Source organism: Trueperella sp., from assembly GCF_043424875.1.
Classification (GTDB): domain Bacteria; phylum Actinomycetota; class Actinomycetes; order Actinomycetales; family Actinomycetaceae; genus Trueperella.
In genome coordinates this window covers 1-18,154 of record NZ_JBHWPL010000080.1, presented here as the reverse complement: position 1 = coordinate 18,154, position 18,154 = coordinate 1, and the positions used below count along the sequence as shown (strand labels likewise).

Sequence of the window (18,154 nt, the reverse complement as noted above, 5' to 3'; positions counted from 1 at the left end):
GCCGCACAATCGCGTGAGACAATTGCCCCATGAGCACAGACCGCATCCCACATCCCAGCGCAGACGCCGTCGTTCTCGTCCCGCTCCCCCACGCCACCGACGAAACCTCATCAGGCGCCCAACTCATCGGCCCCGCCTGGCAGCGCATGTACGAGCTCGCGCGCGCGGATCAGATCGAGACCAACGGCCACGCCGATTACCTCAGCCCCACCGTCGCGCAATATCGCGAAAACACCATGAAGCCGCTGAATCCCGAATTCCCGCACCACAGATTCGCCGTCGCGCTCCTGCCTGACGCGCCCGCCAACCCACTCCCCTTCGACGCCCTCGCCGCCGAGGACGTCGTAGGCGCCGTATCCGCCGTGCTCCCGCAAAAGGAAAACACGTACACCTCGCACGTCGATCTTTTCGTCGACCCGCACCTCCGGCGTCGTGGAATCGGCACCGCCGCGCTCGCCAACCTGCGCACCTTCCTGCGCGAGCACAACCGCACCCAAGCCGAGACGTGGCCAACAACCCCGGCGAACGCGGACGAACCCCGCGTCACGCCCCGCATCGGCGTCGGCACGCTCTACGCCAACGACCCGACCGTCCGCTTCCTGCGCGCCAACGGGTTTGGCCTCGAGATGGTCGAGAAGGTGTCCGAACTCGACCTCGAGACCTTCAAGGGCCGCCTCGTCTCCGGCGCAATCACCCCGCCAAAGCTGGATCCCGCGCTGGAAATCCTCACGTACGGCAACGACGTCCTCGAGCACATCACGCCCGAATTCATCGCCGCCATCAACGCGTTCAACGCCGACCACCCGCAGTCCGATTCGGCCACGCCGTACACGACGACGCCCGAGCAGTTCACCCAGGACCTCAAGGAGTCGATCGAGCGCGGCTTCGACCACCGCGTCATCGTCATCCGCGAGCGCGAATCCGGCCGCGTCGTCGCGACCTCCGAAGTGTATTTCCGCCGCTCCAGCTCCGTCGCCGCTCAAGCTGACACCTGGGTTCATGCCGATTACCGCGGCCGCGGCCTCGCCACCCTCGCGAAGATTGAGCTCTACCGCGACGTCCTCATCCGCGTCCCCCGCGTGACCCGCGTGGCCACGGAAAACGCCGAATCAAACGTGGGCATGTGGAAGGTCAACGAGCGCCTCGGTTTCGAGGTCGTGGCCGCGAATTCGCATTGGGTCAGCGTTTTCAACGACGACGATTGGGCGCCTTTCGTGGAAAACGGCGCGTAACCGGCGTCGCGCCTAGTTGAAAATAACCGTGCGCTCGCCGTTCATCATGACGCGGTGCTCGGCGTGCCAGCGAACCGCCCGCGAGAGAACCTGCCGCTCGACCTCGGCGCCCTTGGACATGAGCTCGAGCTCGTCCTCATCATGCGCCACACGCACGACATCCTGCTCGATAATCGGCCCCTCATCCAGATCGGCCGTCACGTAGTGCGCCGTGGCCCCGATGAGTTTCACGCCGCGCATGTGTGCCTGCTGGTACGGGCGCGCGCCTTTAAACGAGGGCAGGAACGAGTGGTGAATGTTGATCGCGTTGCCGGCGAGCTTCTGGCACAGGTCCTCGGAAAGAATCTGCATGTAGCGGGCGAGGACGACGAGCTCGACGTCGCGCTCCTGAATCACTTTCCACAGCTCGGCCTCGGACTCGGCCTTCGTGTCGGCGGTTATCGGGATGTGGATAAATTCTTTGCCGTAGAACTCGGCGAGCGGGCGAAGCGTCTCATGGTTGCCCACAATCCCCGCCACCTCGATCGGTAGGCGCCCCTCGCGTTGCTTGGAGAGCAGGTCCGACAGGCAGTGAGAATCCTTCGTGACCATGATGAGCGTGCGCATCGGCTTGTCGGACTGCGAGATGTCGTACTCCATGCCGTGAATGCGGGCCAGTACGGCGAACGCGTTCTCCACCGTCGACAAACCGCCGGGCACCTCCGCCTCGATGCGGACGAAGAAATATCCCGATTCGCGGTCGTTGAACTGCTGCGACTCGAGAATATTTCCGCCCACCGACGCCAGCAACCCCGTAATCGCGTACGTGATTCCTGGCTTGTCCGGGCACTTGACGGTCAAAATCAGATTCTCATTCACGGGTTCAGAATAGGCCAAACCCGTGGCCGAGGCGGAATCCGCCCATGTTTAGGACGGCGTGGTTCGTTTGACGATGACGGCGTCCGGGTTACGACCACGTCCGCGTTCTGGTGATTCCCGTTACGACGATGTCCGCGTTACGACGACGTCCGACGCGTCATCGCTGCCCACGCCCCCGCCGCGGATGATGCCAATACCAGCTTCAACAGATCACCCGGAATAAAAGGAACGACTCCGGCACCCAGCACGGCCGCCGACCACGGAGCGCCCATGCCCGTCATCGCCGACAGCCAAATCAGGCCAGGCACGTACGGAATCGCGAGGCCAGCGGCGAAGACGGCCACCGCGCGCCAGCCTGCAAGGGGACGGCGTGCGGCCATCGCACCGACGAATGCCGCCGCGAGCACGAAGCCCACAATGAAGCCCGACGACGCACCCGCGCCCGAGCTCCCCGCCGCGAAGATTGGCGCACCCATGCTTCCGAGCGTGCCGTAGAGCGCCAGCGAGGCGAATCCGCGGCCGGCGCCTAGGCGCCACGCAACGAGAACGACTGCAAGCGTCTGCATCGTGATAGGAACCGGCTTAAAGGGAATGGCGATCTGCGCCGCGAGAGCAACGACCGCAGTGCCAATCAACACCGCGAAGATGTTGCGAGCGACGCCTACGGCCGACCAGCGGGTTGCAACCATCGAGCGGGCATCCGCCATCGAGCGAACTGTATGCATCGAGCGGACTGATGTCATTGAGTGGTCTGAGTCCATCGAGCGGGCATCGTCCATCAAACGGTTGCCAGCCATCCAGCGGTTATCAGGTGTTGTCATCGTTCACTCTTTCGGTTGTGAAGGTCTTTTCTTCTCGCTTGGTTCTTGCGCGCTCACGATGTGGCAGATGGCGATTGCGTAATCGCCATCGTGCGAGAGCGAAATCAGCGGCTTCGCCCCTGGCAGCGAGGTGGCAAAGGCCTCGGCGATCTCGCCCGCCAGCATGACGAACGGACGGCCATAGGCATCGCCCGGAATTTGGATCTGTGCCATGTCGACGGCGTCGGGATCGACGACGGGCGGGTTGCCAAGAATCGCGCTCGACCATGCCTTGACGAACGCCTCCTTGCCAGCCCATCGCGCGGCAAGGTGGTACGCCTCGTCGAGGACTGTCTGACCGGCCCGGAGACGAGCGGCCCTCCGTTCGGACGGCGCGAACGACGATCCGAAGCGGGTGCCCGGCATTCCAAGCTGCTCGGCAAAAGACGGGATGTGAACCAGATCCACACCCAGCCCCACCGCATCGCCCAGAACCCCAGTACCAGTCGAAACTCCGGACCCAGCCGGCGCATCGTCGTCGGCGAAGACTGCGGGAGGATACGTGAGGTTACCCTCCCGCAGTACATGTGAGCCGTGCGGGTTAACCGGCATAGAAGCCATCCGCCCCGAGGCGGGCCTCGGAATCGAGCAGCATCGCGGCCTCGACTTCGTGGCTGTCGTACGCCGCGGAGTCCTCCTTGAAGCGGCGACCCTCGATCGGCTCGTACAGATCCCGGCGGCCGATCATCCCCTGCTCGAGGTGACGGGCTCCCGAGCGCATCCGCGCCTCGGCACGCCCGCGCCAGCTATCCGCCGCCTCCCGACCATGCGCGCGCTCTACCGCTGCCTCGAAGGCACCGGGATGGACGAACGCCATGATCGACGAAACGTGGCCAAAGCCCAGCGACGTCGCCATGGCAGCCTTTATCGGGCCGCGCTTGCCGAGGTTCAGCGGGTCGCGCAACCATACGAGGTAATCGCGCTCGTAGAATGCCGGATCGAGATTGTCCAGCGAACGATTCGCCGGCACAATGCCGTTCTGGAACACCTGCGTCAGACCCGCGACCTGGAACAGCGCCGCGCCGCCCTTCGAGTGGCCGGTCAGTGTCTTTTGCGAGATGACGTGCAAAGGGTTGCCCGCTGTGCGCCCGAGTGCCTTCGCCAGGCGATCGTGCAGCTCGGCCTCGTTCGGATCGTTGGCGTTGGTCGACGTATCGTGCTTGGACAGCACCGCGATGTCGTCCGGCGTCACGCCGAGTTTGGCGAGGTCACGCGCCAGCTTCGAATCCGTGCCGCCACGGCCAGCCGCCAGCGCACCCAGCCCCGGAGCGGGGATGGAGGTGTGCGCGCCGTCCGCGAACGTCTGTACGTACCCGACCACCGCATAGACCGGAAGCCCCAACTCAAGCGCCAGATCACCGCGCGCGATGAGCACGGTTCCGCCGCCCTGGCCCTCGACGAATCCGCCGCGGCGAAGGTCGCCCGCCCGCGAGAAGAAGCGATCGTGGATGCCCTGCGCCTCCAGCGACGCCGAGTCGGCAGTCGCGTTCATGAAGCCGAAGCCCTCGAGCGATTCCACCGAAATGTCATCGTTCGCGCCGGTCACCACGAACTTGGCCTTGCCAGTCGCGATCTTATCCAGACCCTCCTCAAGGGACACGGCCGCCGATGCACACGCCGCAACCGGCTGGACCATCGCGCCATATCCGCCCACGTAGGACTGCATCGTGTGCGCCGCGATCACGTTCGGCAGGGTCTCTTGCAAGATATCCTGCGGGACGTCCTCGCCGAGGAAGCGCTCCACGAACAACTTTCGCATCGAGCTCATCCCACCGAATCCGGTGCCCTGCGTGGAGGCGATCTCGGTCGGATGGATCGCCTCGAGCAGCTCAGCCGGCTCGAAGCCCGCGGAGATAAAGGCATCGACCGTGGTCACGAGATTCCACACGGCCATCTTGTCGGCCCCTTCGATCATGGACCCGGGGATGCCCCAGCGGGTCGGATCGAAGTTCTCCGGCAACTGGCCGGCCACGTAGCGCGACAGCGTGGTCTTGCGCGGCACCATCGTGGTGGCGCCCTTCTTGCGCGTGACCTGCCACTCGGCGCTATCCGCCGACGGCGCCGTAACCTCAGTGAACTGGGGGTCGGCCTCCTCGTACGCGCGCGCCTCCTCCTCAGAATTCACCGAGAATGTCACCGGGCGATCCAGGAACACCGTCACCATATCCACGGTGCCGCCATTTTGAATCGGGCCGTCATCCGACAGGCGGCGGACGCCGGCACGGGCCACCACCTCGTCGCGGAAGCGCTCGTAAATCTCCGACTCGTCGACGTAGTTATCCTCCGCGTCATACCAGCCGGCCTTCGGCGCCTCGTGCCACGTCAGCAGACCCGTCATCCACGCCAGCTCAAGCACGCCGGCGGCGGTGAGGTCAACCTCGCCATCCGCCTGAATGCCCAGCTCAGCCGACAGACGCGTCCGCGCGGATCCCCACGGACCCGCCTCGCCCACACCCACGATCACGATCATGTCTTCCGGGCGCGCGGTGCCATCGGCCCACACGTCGCTGTACTCCGCCAGCCCCACAACCTGCGGGCTTGGCAGTGCGGAGATCGTCACGCCCTCCGGCTCGGTTTCCTCGTCCGGCGTATCGATCTGCGCGTTCTTGGCCAGCTCCGGGAAGTCAATCGCTTCCAGCCCGCCAGTCAGATCCGCGTCGATCGGCTCATTGGCTGCCTTCGCGCGCGCCTCCTGCGATGCCAGACCAACGAGCTGATCCGCCATCTCATCCGTCGACCACGTGCGAACACCCGCAGCCTCCGCCGCCTCCACGAGCGGATCATTTCCGCCCATGAGACCCGTTCCGCGCACCCACCCAATGCGGGCATGCGCGAGGGTCACGCGCTCGGCCCACGGTTCGACCTTCCACTTGTTCACGATCGCATCGAATGCCGCCTTGACCTCGCCATATGCGCCATCGCCCCCGAAGAGGCCACGGTTGGGCGAACCCGGGAGCACCGCGTGCAGACGGTGACCAACAACCGTGTCCGTACCAATCTTGGCAAGGCCCGTCAGCAGCCGCTCAAGGCCCCACAGCATGAGGCGCGCCTGGCTCTCGGTATCGCCGCCGGCCTCGTCCATCATGCCGTAGACGCGCGGCGCCGCAAACGGGAAGAGCACGTCCGGAACCATCGCCGGCTTCTTTTCCTTCGTCTGCCCGCCCACCGTCTCGCGTACGGGCTGCTCGATCCACTCCACGAGCGCATCGATATCCCGGTACGAGGAGAGGTTCGCGGGAACAAGCCACAGGCTTGCATCTGCGCGAGCGTTCTCGCGATAGAGCTTGCGCCCGGCGAGCAGACGCTTCTGGTCAACCCGCGAGGCCGTTGCGATCACCGTTGCACCGCCGGCGAGCAGGCGCTTGGCCACCGCGCCGCCGATCGAGTCCGGGGTCATTCCCGTGACCACGGCAATCTGGCCGCTGTACTCGCCCGCCGACTCATCGACGGCCACCCTCGCAATCTCGCGCAGCGCCTCGCGCACCTCGCCAGAAACGTCCGAATTCGCGGCGTAGAACTCCGCCTGGCGAGCGACTTCAGCGCCGGTACCCACGAAGCTCGACAACTTTAGTGACCCAGCGGCATCAAGGGCGCCATTTTGGCCCTTTTCAGCCGGATTTTCACTAAAGCTGCGCTGATCGTCGGCTACCCCACCGTTATCGCGGCCCACGTCGCCGGTATCGAGGCCCACCTCGCCGGTATCGAGCCTCGCCTCTCCATTGACGAGGCGCGCGAGATCCTCGCGCGCGCTCGCCCAGCGATCGCTCAGCAACACGGCCTTTTTCGCCGAGAATCCGGGCTCCACGAGCTTCGGCCAGTTCGAGCCAAGCTCGGCGGCCACGGTCTCAACAAGCTCCGTATCCTCCAACTGAGCGGCCGCCGCGGGGGTCGTCTTGCCCAACCGCTCGAGCAAGTCGCGCGCGTTGTCCGCCAGCACAGACGTGATCTCCTGCGAGAACGCGTCCAAAGCGGCCGAATCGACAACCGCGCCACCGGCACCTCCCCCGGCGCTCGGCTTGGAGACGGCCACGCCGTTGAGTGCACCCACGCGCTCCACGGCCGCATCGATCAGCGCATCCACATCCGCCACCGAGGTCGGCGCCACCGGCAGCTGCGCGAGTTCGCCACCGCGCGAGGACTTGCCCTCGCGGGTATCGAGCAAGATCACGGCTGTCGTCCACGCAGACCAGCCCTCGCCCAGACCCCACGTGCCGGACACGCGCTGCGCAATGTGGTCGAGCCTCAGGCCGGCCGCACCGAAGAGCTTGCGAATGCGATCGCCCATCGCCTCGGAGAGAACCGGCCCGAACGGCTTGTAATTGTGTGCAAGCTTGTTGACCGTCTTCGACAGCTCAGCCACCGACGCCTCGGCGGCGCCATCAATCGAGGACAGGTTGAGCTCGGAAGACATGTCCATCAGCACCTGGTTGCGCTTCGAGGACACGCCATTCGTCAGCGACTCCACGTTGTCCGCATCGCCCACCTGCTCAAACGTCAGCTTGTTCGATTCGGCCAGCAGCACGCGGATCGCGTCGGCTGCGTCGAAGGTAATTTCTTCGACGGGTCCCGACGACGACGGTGCAGCAGCCGCCGCTGGCTGCGCGGCTTGCGTTGCCGGCGGCTCTGCAGTGCCGCCCTGTGTATCTGCGCCTTGAGTATCTGCGCCCTGTGTACCTGCGCCCGGAGCCGCAGCATCCTGACCTGCAGCATCCTGACCTGCAGCGCCCTGGCCCACTTCGTCGGCCCCGGCACCAGCACCACCAGCGCCAGCATCGCCAGCACCACCAGCACCCGAGTCAGCAGGAGCCGTATCAACCGGCGCTGACACGAGCGGCTCGGCGTTCGCCTGATCCTCGTTGTAGACAATCTTCTCGTCGCGCTGCACGTTGTAGACGCTCACGCGGCGGTTGGCGAACCTCGGCTGACCAAGCGTCTTCGACGCAAGGTTGGCCAGCGTCGGGGCCGCGCCCAGACCGATCTCGATGAGATTCTCCACGCCAGCGCCGCCATCGGCAACGCCGCGGAACAGGAAGTCCTGCGTCTCGATCCAGCGCACCGGCGAGGCGAACTGCCAAGCCAGAAGTTCAACGAGCAGATCTCGCGTGACCCGCCCAGCTTCAGCCGCCAGATCCACGTCAGCCCAGCGGTCCTTCAAGGCTTGAACCGTCTCAGACGGCACCACCTCAAGGATCGAGTCCAAGAACTCCTCGGTGAGCTCGAACGGGCGAGCCACGAGGTTCGGAATGTAGCGATCAACCAGCATCTCCGGATCGATCTCGGCGGGTAGCAACCCGTCGAGCAGTCCGCGGAAGTCCGGCACGCCGTCGCGCAGCACCGTCGAGTGGAACGGCACGTCAATGCCCGGAACGAGCATGAACGGACGCTTGCCCCCGGCCTCCTCGGCACGCCTGCCGGCGTCCGCCGCGAGCGCCCGAATGCCCGCAATGGTTCCCGCGATCGAGTACTGCTCGCCCGCGAGGTTGTAGTTGACGATCTCGATGAACTCGCCGCTCGCCTCGGCAACGGAGGCGATGTAGTCCGCAACCGCATCATCCCCCACCCCGAACTGGTTCGGCCGCAGCGCGCCCATCTGGTAGTTCGAGAAGCCTTCCTCATCGCGCGGCACGAGGTTGTGCATCGTGGAGCCGCGGTGGAACACGATTTCGATGACCGCCTCGAGCGGGAAGATCTGGCCGTAGGCGGCCAGCGCGTTGTATTCGCCGAGCGAGTGGCCGGCCAGGTACGAGCCCTCCACCAGAGCGCCCGCCTCGCGCAGCCGCTCGGTCTGAGCGAACGCGACGGTCGCGAGCGCCACCTGCGTGAACTGGGTCAGGTTGAGAACGCCCTGCGGGTGGCGGTAGGTCACGCCGTTGGCGGTGAGCACCTGCGGGTTGTCGCGCACGATCGCCAAGATCGAGAAGTCGAGTGCCTCGCGCGTGTGCTTGTCGGCACGCTCCCACACCTCGCGCGCGGCCGGCGAGGACGCGCGCTCGTCGAGAGCCATGCCCTGACTCTGCACGCCCTGGCCCGGGTACACGTACGCGGTCTTGGCGGGAGTGACGGTGGCTGTCGCCTGCGACACGACGTTCTTATCCACGCGGCAATTCACCTCGAGGATGAGCCCGCCACCTGCGACGGAGCCGATGCGCTCCACGGAGATGTCCACCTCGTCATTCAGATCGACGGTGCCGTACATGCGGTACGTCCAGCCCTGAATGTGCCAGCGGTGGCCGTCCTCGTCGGTGGCGGACACGGCGTGCTGTGCGGCAGCGCAGAGCCACATTCCGTGGACCAGCGGCGCCTCCATGCCCGCCACCTTGGCAGCGCGGTATGAGGTGTGGATCGGGTTGTAATCGCCCGAGACCATCGCGAACGGAGTCATATCCTCCGGCGCGCTCACACTCACGCGGCGCAGCACCGACCGCGCCGTATCGGAGATCTCCTGCTCGATGCCGCCGGCGTAAGGCGGATCGGCGGGGAGCTCCTTGCCGAACACGCGGCCGCGAATTGCGAAGCGCTCGATGAATGAGCCAACGAATTCGCCCTCGTGCGTCAGTTCAGTTTCGACGACGACCACGCGCCCGGAGCTGGACTCCGAGTAGGAGGTGCAGCGGCTGCGGGCATCGAGGTGGTCGAGCCCGGCAAGCTTGTCAGTGTCAAGATTCTCTGTGTGGTCAAGGTGGACGGCGTTGAGCAGCCCCTCAATCACCGGGTAGTCATCCACGATCGCCGAGCCGAGCGCCGCATAGATCGACGGCCAGCACATGCCCAGCACGGCCGAGGGTACGATCGGCGCCGGCTTCAACGACGACGGCAGGCTCGCCGCCGTCACACCCGCATGCAACGTACCGAGCTCGGGGCGGATGGAGAAGCGATAGTGCGCCTCACCGAACTCCGAATCGGGCGACTCCGGCTCAATGCGCGGCAGCTCCGTGATCTGGTCGCCCATCGGGTTCGGCGCGCCCACGCCGGCAGTCGCCGCGAGCAGCGCATACATGGCCTCCGGCAGACGCTCGTCGTCGACGACGGGCACCGCGCCGGTGGTCGCGCCGGCGGGAATCACGAGCGGAACGCGCAGCTCGCGAACCGCGTGCTGGCTGGCGTCTGTGCCGTCCCACATCGTGTCGAGGTTGACCACGATGTCGTAGCCCCGATCCGTCTGGACAAGATCGTAATTGTCGACGACGGTGGCCGGGTTCGTCATGAGGTGTCCGTGCCACTGGATGTGTTCCGTGGTGCGGATGTAGTCCTCGAGCGTGGCCGAATCGCGCGAGTACCGCTCGCTTGCCTGAGCCCCCGAGCCGCCGAGCGCCTCGATCGTCGCGTCTTCGTAGCGGGCCAGAATGTCGGCCACCGGCTCGTTGACCTTGGTGATGCCGGCAACGGAAACCGGGCCGGGAATGATGCGAACCTGATCGGCGCTGTAGCGCGGATCGTGGCTCTGCCACAGGCCGTCGGTGCCCCACGAGCGCAGCAGCGCGCCGTCGATGATCGGCACGAACGGGACCGGCTTGGGGTACTTACGGCACAGCTCAACAAACCAGGCCGCGTCGAACGTCGTGAGCTCGATGTTCTCAGCCTGCGGATACGCCTCGAGCAGGGCGGAGATAACCGCCTCAGGGTCCTCCACCGACGCCACGTCGGGGAACATCGACGCGATCTCGCCGGTCTCAACCGGTGCAAGGCGCGCCTCCACGCGCTGAGCAAGTTCGTGCCAGCGCTGAATCCACGAGATGTCGTTCCACGGGAAAGACAGCTCGGCGTAGCGGCGCAGGACGTCCGCGTACGTCATCTCATCGAGATCTCCGAAGTACGGCTTCGCCGTCTTGTTGATGACCTCCACGATCTCGTCGTGGCGATCCACCAGCGCGTCCGGATCATTTTGCACGTCCACGATGAGGCGCGCTGCCTGCGAGGCCGAGTTCTCGATCTCGTACATGTCGGCAAGCAGATGCGAGAGCCCGGAGGTCACTCCCCCGTTGACTTCGCCTTCGCCCACCCAGCCCAGGTTGTCTTCCGGCGCGACGCCGGGGGTGTCGACGAGGAGCTGCTTGACGTCGTCGTTGGTCTTGGCCTCCTTCGCCGTCATCGCCGCGGTGCCGATCATGATCGCATCCACCGGCATCTTGACGCTGCCGTGGTTGAGGGCCCACTCGCCCGTCATGAACGCGGCGGCGCGCTCGGGCACGCCGAGTCCGCCACCGGCCACGAGGATCGTGTTGTCCTCGGCGCGGATCTCTTCGTAGGTCGCGAGCAGGAGCTGGTCGAGGTCCTCCCACGAGTGGTGCCCGCCCGCGTGGCCGTCTTCGACCATGAGGAGAACCGGCACGTCGTCGTCGACCCCGCGCGCAATCTCGAGTACCTGGCGGATCTGCGCCACGGTGCCCGGCTTGAATGCCACGTAGGTGAAGCCCTTCGCGCGCAGGTCGTGGACGAGCTCGATGCCTTCCTCAGGTTCGGGGATGCCCGCCGAGACCACCACGCCGTCGATCGGCGCGCCCGATTCGCGGTCGCGCGTCACGATGTGCTGGGTACCAAACTGCAGATTCCACAGGTAGCGATCCATGAACATGGCGTTGAACTGGACGGTCCGCCCGGGCTCGAGCTGCTCGACGAGCCCCGCGAGGTTGTCTTCAAACACCTGCTCCGTGACCTGGCCGCCACCGGCCATTTCCACCCAGTAGCCGGCGTTTGCCGCGGCGGCCACGATGTCGGGCTCCACGGTGGTGGGGGTCATTCCGGCGAGCAGGACGGGCGAGCGCCCGGTCAGCCGCGAGAACTTCGTATCGACGACGATCTGGCCGTCATCAAGCTTGGCGAGCGCCGGCGCGAACTCCGACCAGTCCGCGCCCTTCGCCCAATCGTTTCCGGGAATCATGATCTGGTCGCGGGCGTTCGCCGTCGACGCATTCACGATGCCGATACCGCGGCCTCGCGTGTTTTCGTCCGTGATCCTGTTCAGGCCTGCGCCCGGGCCGAGGTCGATGATCCACTCGGCGCCGTCGGCAGCTTGCGCAAACAGCTCGTCCCAGTCGAGGCGCTTGGTCAGCACCGCGGCGGCCAGGCCGTCTACGTCAACGTTGGCGGCCAGCCCACACGCATCGGCCCACGCGTGGACCTGCTCGAGGGCGGGCTCCAGCAGGCCGGAGTGGAAGGGCGCGGACACGTCGAGGAAGTCGACGATCGGCTGCATCGGGGCGCCGCCGATGGTCTTATCATCGCGCGCCTTCTTTTCGGCGGCGGCCAGATCGGCCAAGTCGCGGCGCACCGCGTCCAAATCGGCGGGAATTCCCGAGAGTGTGTAGGACGTGCGCGTGTTGCGGATCGCGAGCCACACGCCGGGGTGCCGGTCGACGATCTGCGCGAGCGCCGCCTCCGGAATCCCGCGCACGGCCATCATCGGCGTGAGTTCACCGTGACGCTCGGCTCCGGCCACGCGGGTCGCCTTCGTCGCAGCCGCGCCAATGAGCCTGGACAGCGCAACGACGTAAGCCGCGTGTTCGGCGTCGTCGACCTTCTGCGTCAAAGCAACGCCGAGCACGCCCTGCGAGTAGCCGATCGTCGCCCGCGGGGGCGCGCTGATCGGGAAATCGAGGAGCGCGCCGTACTGGGCGAGCAGGATGCCGGGCACCGAGGCGAACGCGTCGGCGGAGGGACGGTCGAAGAGGTCGAGCTTGCCGGCGGCGATGCGGGTGATCTCCGGCAGGACGGGCGCGAGGAGCTGGTCGGCGCGGGCGAGCGTTCCCTCGAGGGTGGAGCGCAGGGCGGCGTCCTCGGCGAGGTCCTTGAGCGCGGAGCGCCAGGGCGTGGCCTGTCCGCCAAACTGGAGCACGTAGGGGGCGCCATCGTTAAGCATGTGAGCAAGAGTCATGGATTATTTCTCCTAGAAATGGGCGTACAACTATGGGGGTGTACAACTAAGGGCGTCACATCGGCATGTTGCCGTGACGGGCCGGGCCGGTGTAGATCGTGTTCTTTGACTGGAGGGCCTCGAGCGAGGCGGAAATGGTGGCGCGCGTGTCGTTTGGCGCGATGATGCCGTCGAGCTCGCCGCGCGATACCGACAGGTACGGGTTGACGTTCGTGCGCGTGTACGCGGCGGAGAGCTTCGCGTGAACCTCCGCTTCGTTGCCGTCCTCTCGCGCCTTGGCAAGATCGCGGCGATGGATGATAGACACCGCGCCGTCCGCGCCGAGAACCGCGATTTCGGCGCCGGGCCATGCGTAGACGAGGTCGCCGCCGAGCGACTTCGAGCCCATCACGATGTAGGCGCCGCCGTAGGCCTTGCGCAAGATGACAGTCACGAGCGGCACGGACGCGGTGGCGTAGGCCCAGATGAGCTTGGCGCCGCGGCGGATAATGCCGGCCTGCTCCTGCTCGGTGCCCGGCCGGTAGCCCGGCACGTCCACGAGCGTGACCACGGGGATCTTGAACGCGTCGCAGAACTGAACGAAGCGGGCGGCCTTTTCGGAGGCGTCCACGTCGAGCGTGCCGGCGTCGTGCATCGGCTGATTCGCGACAATCCCCACGGAACGCCCCTCGATACACGCAAAGCCCACCACAATGTTGCGGGCGAAGTATTCCTGGATCTGGACGAATTCGCCGTAGTCGACGACGCCGCAGATCACATCGACGACGTCGTAGGGCACCTTCGTTTCATCGGGCACGAGGGCGTTGAGATCGGCCTGCGTGGTGTCCTCAATGTAGTCGTATGAGGGCGCCGGATCGTCGGAGTTCGACGGCAGGTAGGTCAGCAGCGTTCGGGTGTAGTCGAGGGCGTCGTCCTCATCCTCGGCGAGGTAATGCGCCACGCCGGATTGGAAGTTGTGGACCTGCGCGCCGCCGAGATCGGCAAAGGACACGTCCTCGCCCGTCGTCGCGCGCACCACGTCCGGGCCCGTGACGAACATGTGCGAGTTGTCCTTGGTCATGATGATGAAATCGGTGAGGGCGGGCGAATAGACGGCGCCGCCGGCGCACGGCCCGAGGATGATCGACAGCTGCGGGATGACGCCGGAGGCCTGGCAGGTTTTCTTGAAGATGCGGCCGTACTGGCCAAGGGCCACCACGCCTTCTTGGATGCGGGCGCCGCCGGAATCCATGATTCCGATGACGGGGATGCGCAGCATGAGCGCCTTGTCGATCGTGGAGATGATCTTGTCTCCCTCGGCCTCACCGAGCGTGCCGCCCTGAACCGCGAAGTTCTGGGCGTAGATCGCCACCTGGCGGCCGTTGATCTGGCCAAGCCCGCACACAACCGCCGCGCCCTGGAATCCCTCGGCGACGTTTCCGCCAACGAACTGGCCGATTTCGGTGAAGGTGTCCGGATCGAGCAGGGTCTCGATGCGCTCGCGCGCCGTCATCTTGCCCTTCGCATGCTGGCGCTGCTGCGCCTTGGCTTCGGCCTGATCCGAGAGCTGATTTTGGTAGGTGATGAAGCTGTCGCGGTCAACCTCGCGCGACGTGGTATCGATGGTCAGCGACTCATCGGTCAACGTGATCATGGAATCGGACGTCATGGGGGCTCCTTCGCGATTAGCTGTTGGGGGTGATGGTGAGTAGCGAGGTTCCAGCGGAGACGTTGGCGCCCTGGCTGGTGGCGATCGATTCGACGACGCCGTCAATCGGGGCGTACACGTAACTTTCCATTTTCATGGATTCGAGGACGACGAGGAGGTCGCCTTCCGTGACGGCCTTACGCTCCTCGGCGACCACGCGAACGACGATCGCCTGGATGGGCGAGCACACGTCGCCGGTCGCTTCCCCGCCGCCTGCTGGCAGACCCTCGCGCGTGCGGTTGGCGCGGCGAAGCGGTTGCGGGCGGGGCGTAGGTGCCGGTGCTCCCCCGCCGAACAGACCCTTAGGGACGCGCAGCTCGGAGAGCTTGCCGTCGAGCTCGATGATGAACGTCTCGCGCTCGGGAGTGCCCGCGCTGGGTGCCGTGCTGGCGGCGGGCGGAGTCGCTGGAGATGCGCCGCGCTGCCACTGCGGCAAGAATTCTTCTTCGAACCAGCGGGTGGAATACTCGAGGTTCGCGAACTCCTCGGCGGCGATCACGTCGCGATACAGGCGCATCGGCGTTGCGATCCCCTCGAGGCGGAGCTCGGCCAGCGCGCGCAGCGAGCGTGCGATCGCGACGTCCCGGCTTGGGCCGGTCACGATGATTTTTGCCAGCATGGAGTCGAAGGCGGAGGTTACGGCGTCGCCCTGATGCACGCCGGTTTCAATGCGCACGCCGTGGCCGAGCGGCCATTCGAGCTTGGTGATCGTTCCCTCCGACGGCATCATGTCCCGCGCGGGATCCTCGGAGGTCAGGCGGAATTCGAACGAGTGACCAGTGGGTTCGGGCACGACGCTCATTGCCTCGCCGTTTGCGATGACGATTTGCTCTCGCACGAGATCGAGCCCGGTGATCTCCTCGGAGACGGTGTGCTCGACCTGCAGGCGCGGGTTCACCTCGAGGAAGTAGATGGCGCCCGCCTGCTCGCCGGAGTCGCCGCTCTCATCGCGGCCCGACTCGACGAGGAACTCGCAGGTGCCAAGACCCACGAAGTCCGAGACTTCAAACAGCGCTCGCGACCAGTCGATCAGCGTCTTTTCCTGCTCGGGGATTAGGCCCGCAGCCGGTGCCTCCTCGATGAGCTTCTGGTTGCGGCGCTGAATCGAGCAGTCGCGGGTGGAGACCACCGCGAAGTTGCCGTGGGCGTCGCGCATGCACTGAGTCTCAATGTGACGGGCCGACTCAAGGAACTTCTCAACAAACACGCCCTCGGGGTTCGGGCCAGCCGCGGCGAAGAAGTGCGCCAGATCGTCGTCGTTGCGGATGATCGTGATGCCGCGACCGCCGCCGCCGTCGGCCTTCTTCGTGACGATGGGATAGCCCCAGCGCTCCACAAACTCTTCGACCTGCTCGCGTCCGTCGATGGCGTCGGAGATGCCGGGGACGGGCTGGACGCCCGCGCATTCGGCGAGCTGGCGGGCCGAGATCTTATCGCCGAGCTCGCGCAGGGTGCGTGGCGAGGGGCCAATCCACGTGAGGCCGGCGGCCGTGACCATCTCCGCGAACTCCGGGCTTTCCGAGAGGAAGCCGTAGCCGGGGTGGACGGCCGTTGCGCCGGAAGCCGCCGCGAGCGCGATGAGCTTCTCGCCGTTCATGTACGTCTCGGCGTAGCTGGCTCCGCCCAGGGCGTGGGCTTCGTCGGCAAAGCGGGTGAACGGGGTGCCGAAGTCAGCTTCGGCATAGCCCACGACGGTGGGGATCTGCATGTCTTTTGCCGTCCGGATCACTCGCATCGCGATCTCGGAACGGTTGGCAATCAAAATCTTCACAGGTTTGCGTCCTTTGATGAGTCGGATGATGGCCGTTGGGTTAGGCCGTGTTCGACGAACATGGCGACATCGGCAGGCGAGACCTGCGCCTCCTGTTCGCCACGAAGAATGAGGTGGGCGGAGTCGGTGAGCCCGACGATGATGCCGCTCTCTCCGGCCACGGTCGCGTGGGTGCCGCGGCCGTCCAGGTGCTCGTTGAGCTCTGCAATGAGCTCGGTGGCGTCCGCACCGTTGGCGAATGCGTCGATGCGCCGCGATAGGTGGTGGAGGTAGAGCTCGAGGAGGCGGTCCGCGCTGTCGTGTGCGGCGCTGGGCTGCCCCGCGCCGTTCCGTCCGGCGTCGTCCTGCCCGGCGTCGTTCCGCCCATAGTCCGTCTGTTCAGAGTCGGTCTGCCCAGAGTTCTTCGGCCCGGAGTTCTTCGGCCCGGCGTCGTCCTGCCTAGCGTCGGTCTGCCCAGAGTCGGTCTGCCCAGCGTCGGTCTGCCCAGAGTTCTTCGGCCCGGCATCGTCCTGCCCGGCGTCGTCCTGCCCAGAGTCGGTCTGCCCAGAGTCGGTCTGCCCAACGTCGTCCTGCCTAGCGTCGTCCTGCCTAGCGTCGTCCTGCCCAGCGAAGCCTTGTGCCGCAAGTGAGGTGGCGCCGTCGACGAGCTCGTCCGGGCCCTGACTCACGTTGATGCCGACTCCGATCGCCGCGCACAATTCACCGAGCGCGGTCGAGTGCTCGGGCAGGAATTCGCCGAGCACGCCGGCGATCTTGCCCCCATCGCACATGACGTCATTGGGGAATTTGACGGTAAATGCGTCGCTGGCGGTGAGCTCGGCGAGGGCTGCGCGTGCCGCGGCAGCGCCGATGAGGGTGAGGAAGCCGAGCCGTTCACGCATGCGCTCTGTATCTGGGAGCGCGACGAATGTTGACGCCAAGAGCGATTGACCCGGCTTCGACTCCCACGCGCGTCCGAGGCGCCCGCGACCGACTGTCTGATGTTCCGCGCGCACGGTGGTGAGGTGGGCGGCGTCGGTGAGCCCGCGCAGGTCGTCCTGCGTGGAAGTTGTGGTGTCCACCCGGTGAACGATGAACGAGCCCCGCGTGAATGCGGAGTTAGTGAACGAAAGTTCCATGGGGGTTACCCTAACGTAAGTTACGCTACGGTAGGGTAAGTTATGCGCGTGTCGGACAGATGTGCACACACAGTTTCACCACGTCGCAGGGCGAAAGTTATGCCTTTGTGATCTTTGCAACGGGCAGGGTCGGGGCTGGAGGCAGGCAATTTCCCGGCTCCCGGCGGGTGGCCTTATGGCTGACCACCTGAAAATCGTGTGAGAAAACGGCCCATATGACCAATAACATCGACGAAAACGCTTAGACTCACACGATTTTCAGGTCCTCACCCCAAACCACACGCCCACACCCAGCGAGCGGCCCTCTAGCTCGGCTGCAACCTTCCAAATCGGCCTCCAGCATTCTGCCTCGGCGAGTAACATCCGCGCGCCCGGCAACAATCCCGCTCTCAACGGGCAGCCTTCCATCTCGGCCTGCAACTTTCCCATCTCAGCGGGCACTACCCCCTAAGCGGGCGACCTTACCGCTGACCACCTAAAAACCTGTGAGAAAACGGCCCATGTGAGCAAAAACGACGACGAAAACGCTCAGACTCACACGATTTTCAGGTCCTCACCCCAAGACAACAGGCCCCGCCCCAAACAACAGGCCCCGGCACCCTCACCCGTTACCTTGTTGACAGGTCCTGATTGGCGGGTGTTGATTGGGATTGTCGGCCAGCCGCCCTGGCATGGTGTCTTGCCCCTGTCTATTTAATGATCCGGGGGGTGTTGCCACCAGGGTCGGTTGGCAGCATGTGATCGCTTATTAGGGGCT

The 18,154-nt window shown here is 65.6% G+C and carries 8 protein-coding genes; 1 reads left to right on the top strand and 7 read right to left on the bottom strand.

Annotated features, from left to right (window positions below; translation table 11 throughout):
• The first annotated feature begins 29 nt into the window (after positions 1–29).
• Positions 30–1,232 (top strand): GNAT family N-acetyltransferase, encoded by a 1,203-nt coding sequence (locus tag ACHFFR_RS07325; RefSeq protein WP_394263612.1) that lies wholly within the window; start codon positions 30–32, stop codon positions 1,230–1,232.
• 12 nt (positions 1,233–1,244) lie between these two features.
• Here ACHFFR_RS07325 and purU read toward each other — a convergent pair whose 3' ends face one another.
• The 7 genes from purU to ACHFFR_RS07290 form a co-directional block, all read right to left on the bottom strand.
• Positions 1,245–2,090 carry a formyltetrahydrofolate deformylase gene (purU, locus tag ACHFFR_RS07320; protein WP_394263611.1) on the bottom strand — a complete coding sequence of 282 codons (846 nt, stop codon included), beginning with the start codon at positions 2,088–2,090 and terminating at the stop codon, positions 1,245–1,247.
• A gap of 137 nt (positions 2,091–2,227) precedes the next feature.
• Positions 2,228–2,911 carry a biotin transporter BioY gene (locus tag ACHFFR_RS07315; protein WP_394263610.1) on the bottom strand — a complete coding sequence of 228 codons (684 nt, stop codon included), beginning with the start codon at positions 2,909–2,911 and terminating at the stop codon, positions 2,228–2,230.
• 3 nt (positions 2,912–2,914) lie between these two features.
• A complete protein-coding gene (locus ACHFFR_RS07310; RefSeq protein ID WP_394263609.1) occupies positions 2,915–3,502 on the bottom strand; it encodes a holo-ACP synthase in 588 nt (195 codons plus the stop codon).
• Positions 3,492–12,821: a fatty acid synthase subunit beta domain-containing protein gene (locus tag ACHFFR_RS07305; protein ID WP_394263608.1), complete on the bottom strand. Its 9,330-nt coding sequence runs from the start codon at positions 12,819–12,821 to the stop codon at positions 3,492–3,494. The genes ACHFFR_RS07310 and ACHFFR_RS07305 overlap by 11 nt, the downstream gene beginning before the upstream one ends.
• A gap of 55 nt (positions 12,822–12,876) precedes the next feature.
• On the bottom strand, positions 12,877–14,469 hold the full coding sequence (locus ACHFFR_RS07300) for an acyl-CoA carboxylase subunit beta (protein WP_394263607.1): 1,593 nt from the start codon (positions 14,467–14,469) through the stop codon (positions 12,877–12,879).
• Between the two features lie 16 nt (positions 14,470–14,485).
• On the bottom strand, positions 14,486–16,279 hold the full coding sequence (locus tag ACHFFR_RS07295) for a biotin carboxylase N-terminal domain-containing protein (RefSeq protein ID WP_394263606.1): 1,794 nt from the start codon (positions 16,277–16,279) through the stop codon (positions 14,486–14,488).
• A complete protein-coding gene (locus ACHFFR_RS07290) occupies positions 16,276–17,397 on the bottom strand; it encodes a hypothetical protein (protein WP_394263605.1) in 1,122 nt (373 codons plus the stop codon). The genes ACHFFR_RS07295 and ACHFFR_RS07290 overlap by 4 nt, the downstream gene beginning before the upstream one ends.
• Between the last annotated feature and the right edge of the window lie 757 nt (positions 17,398–18,154).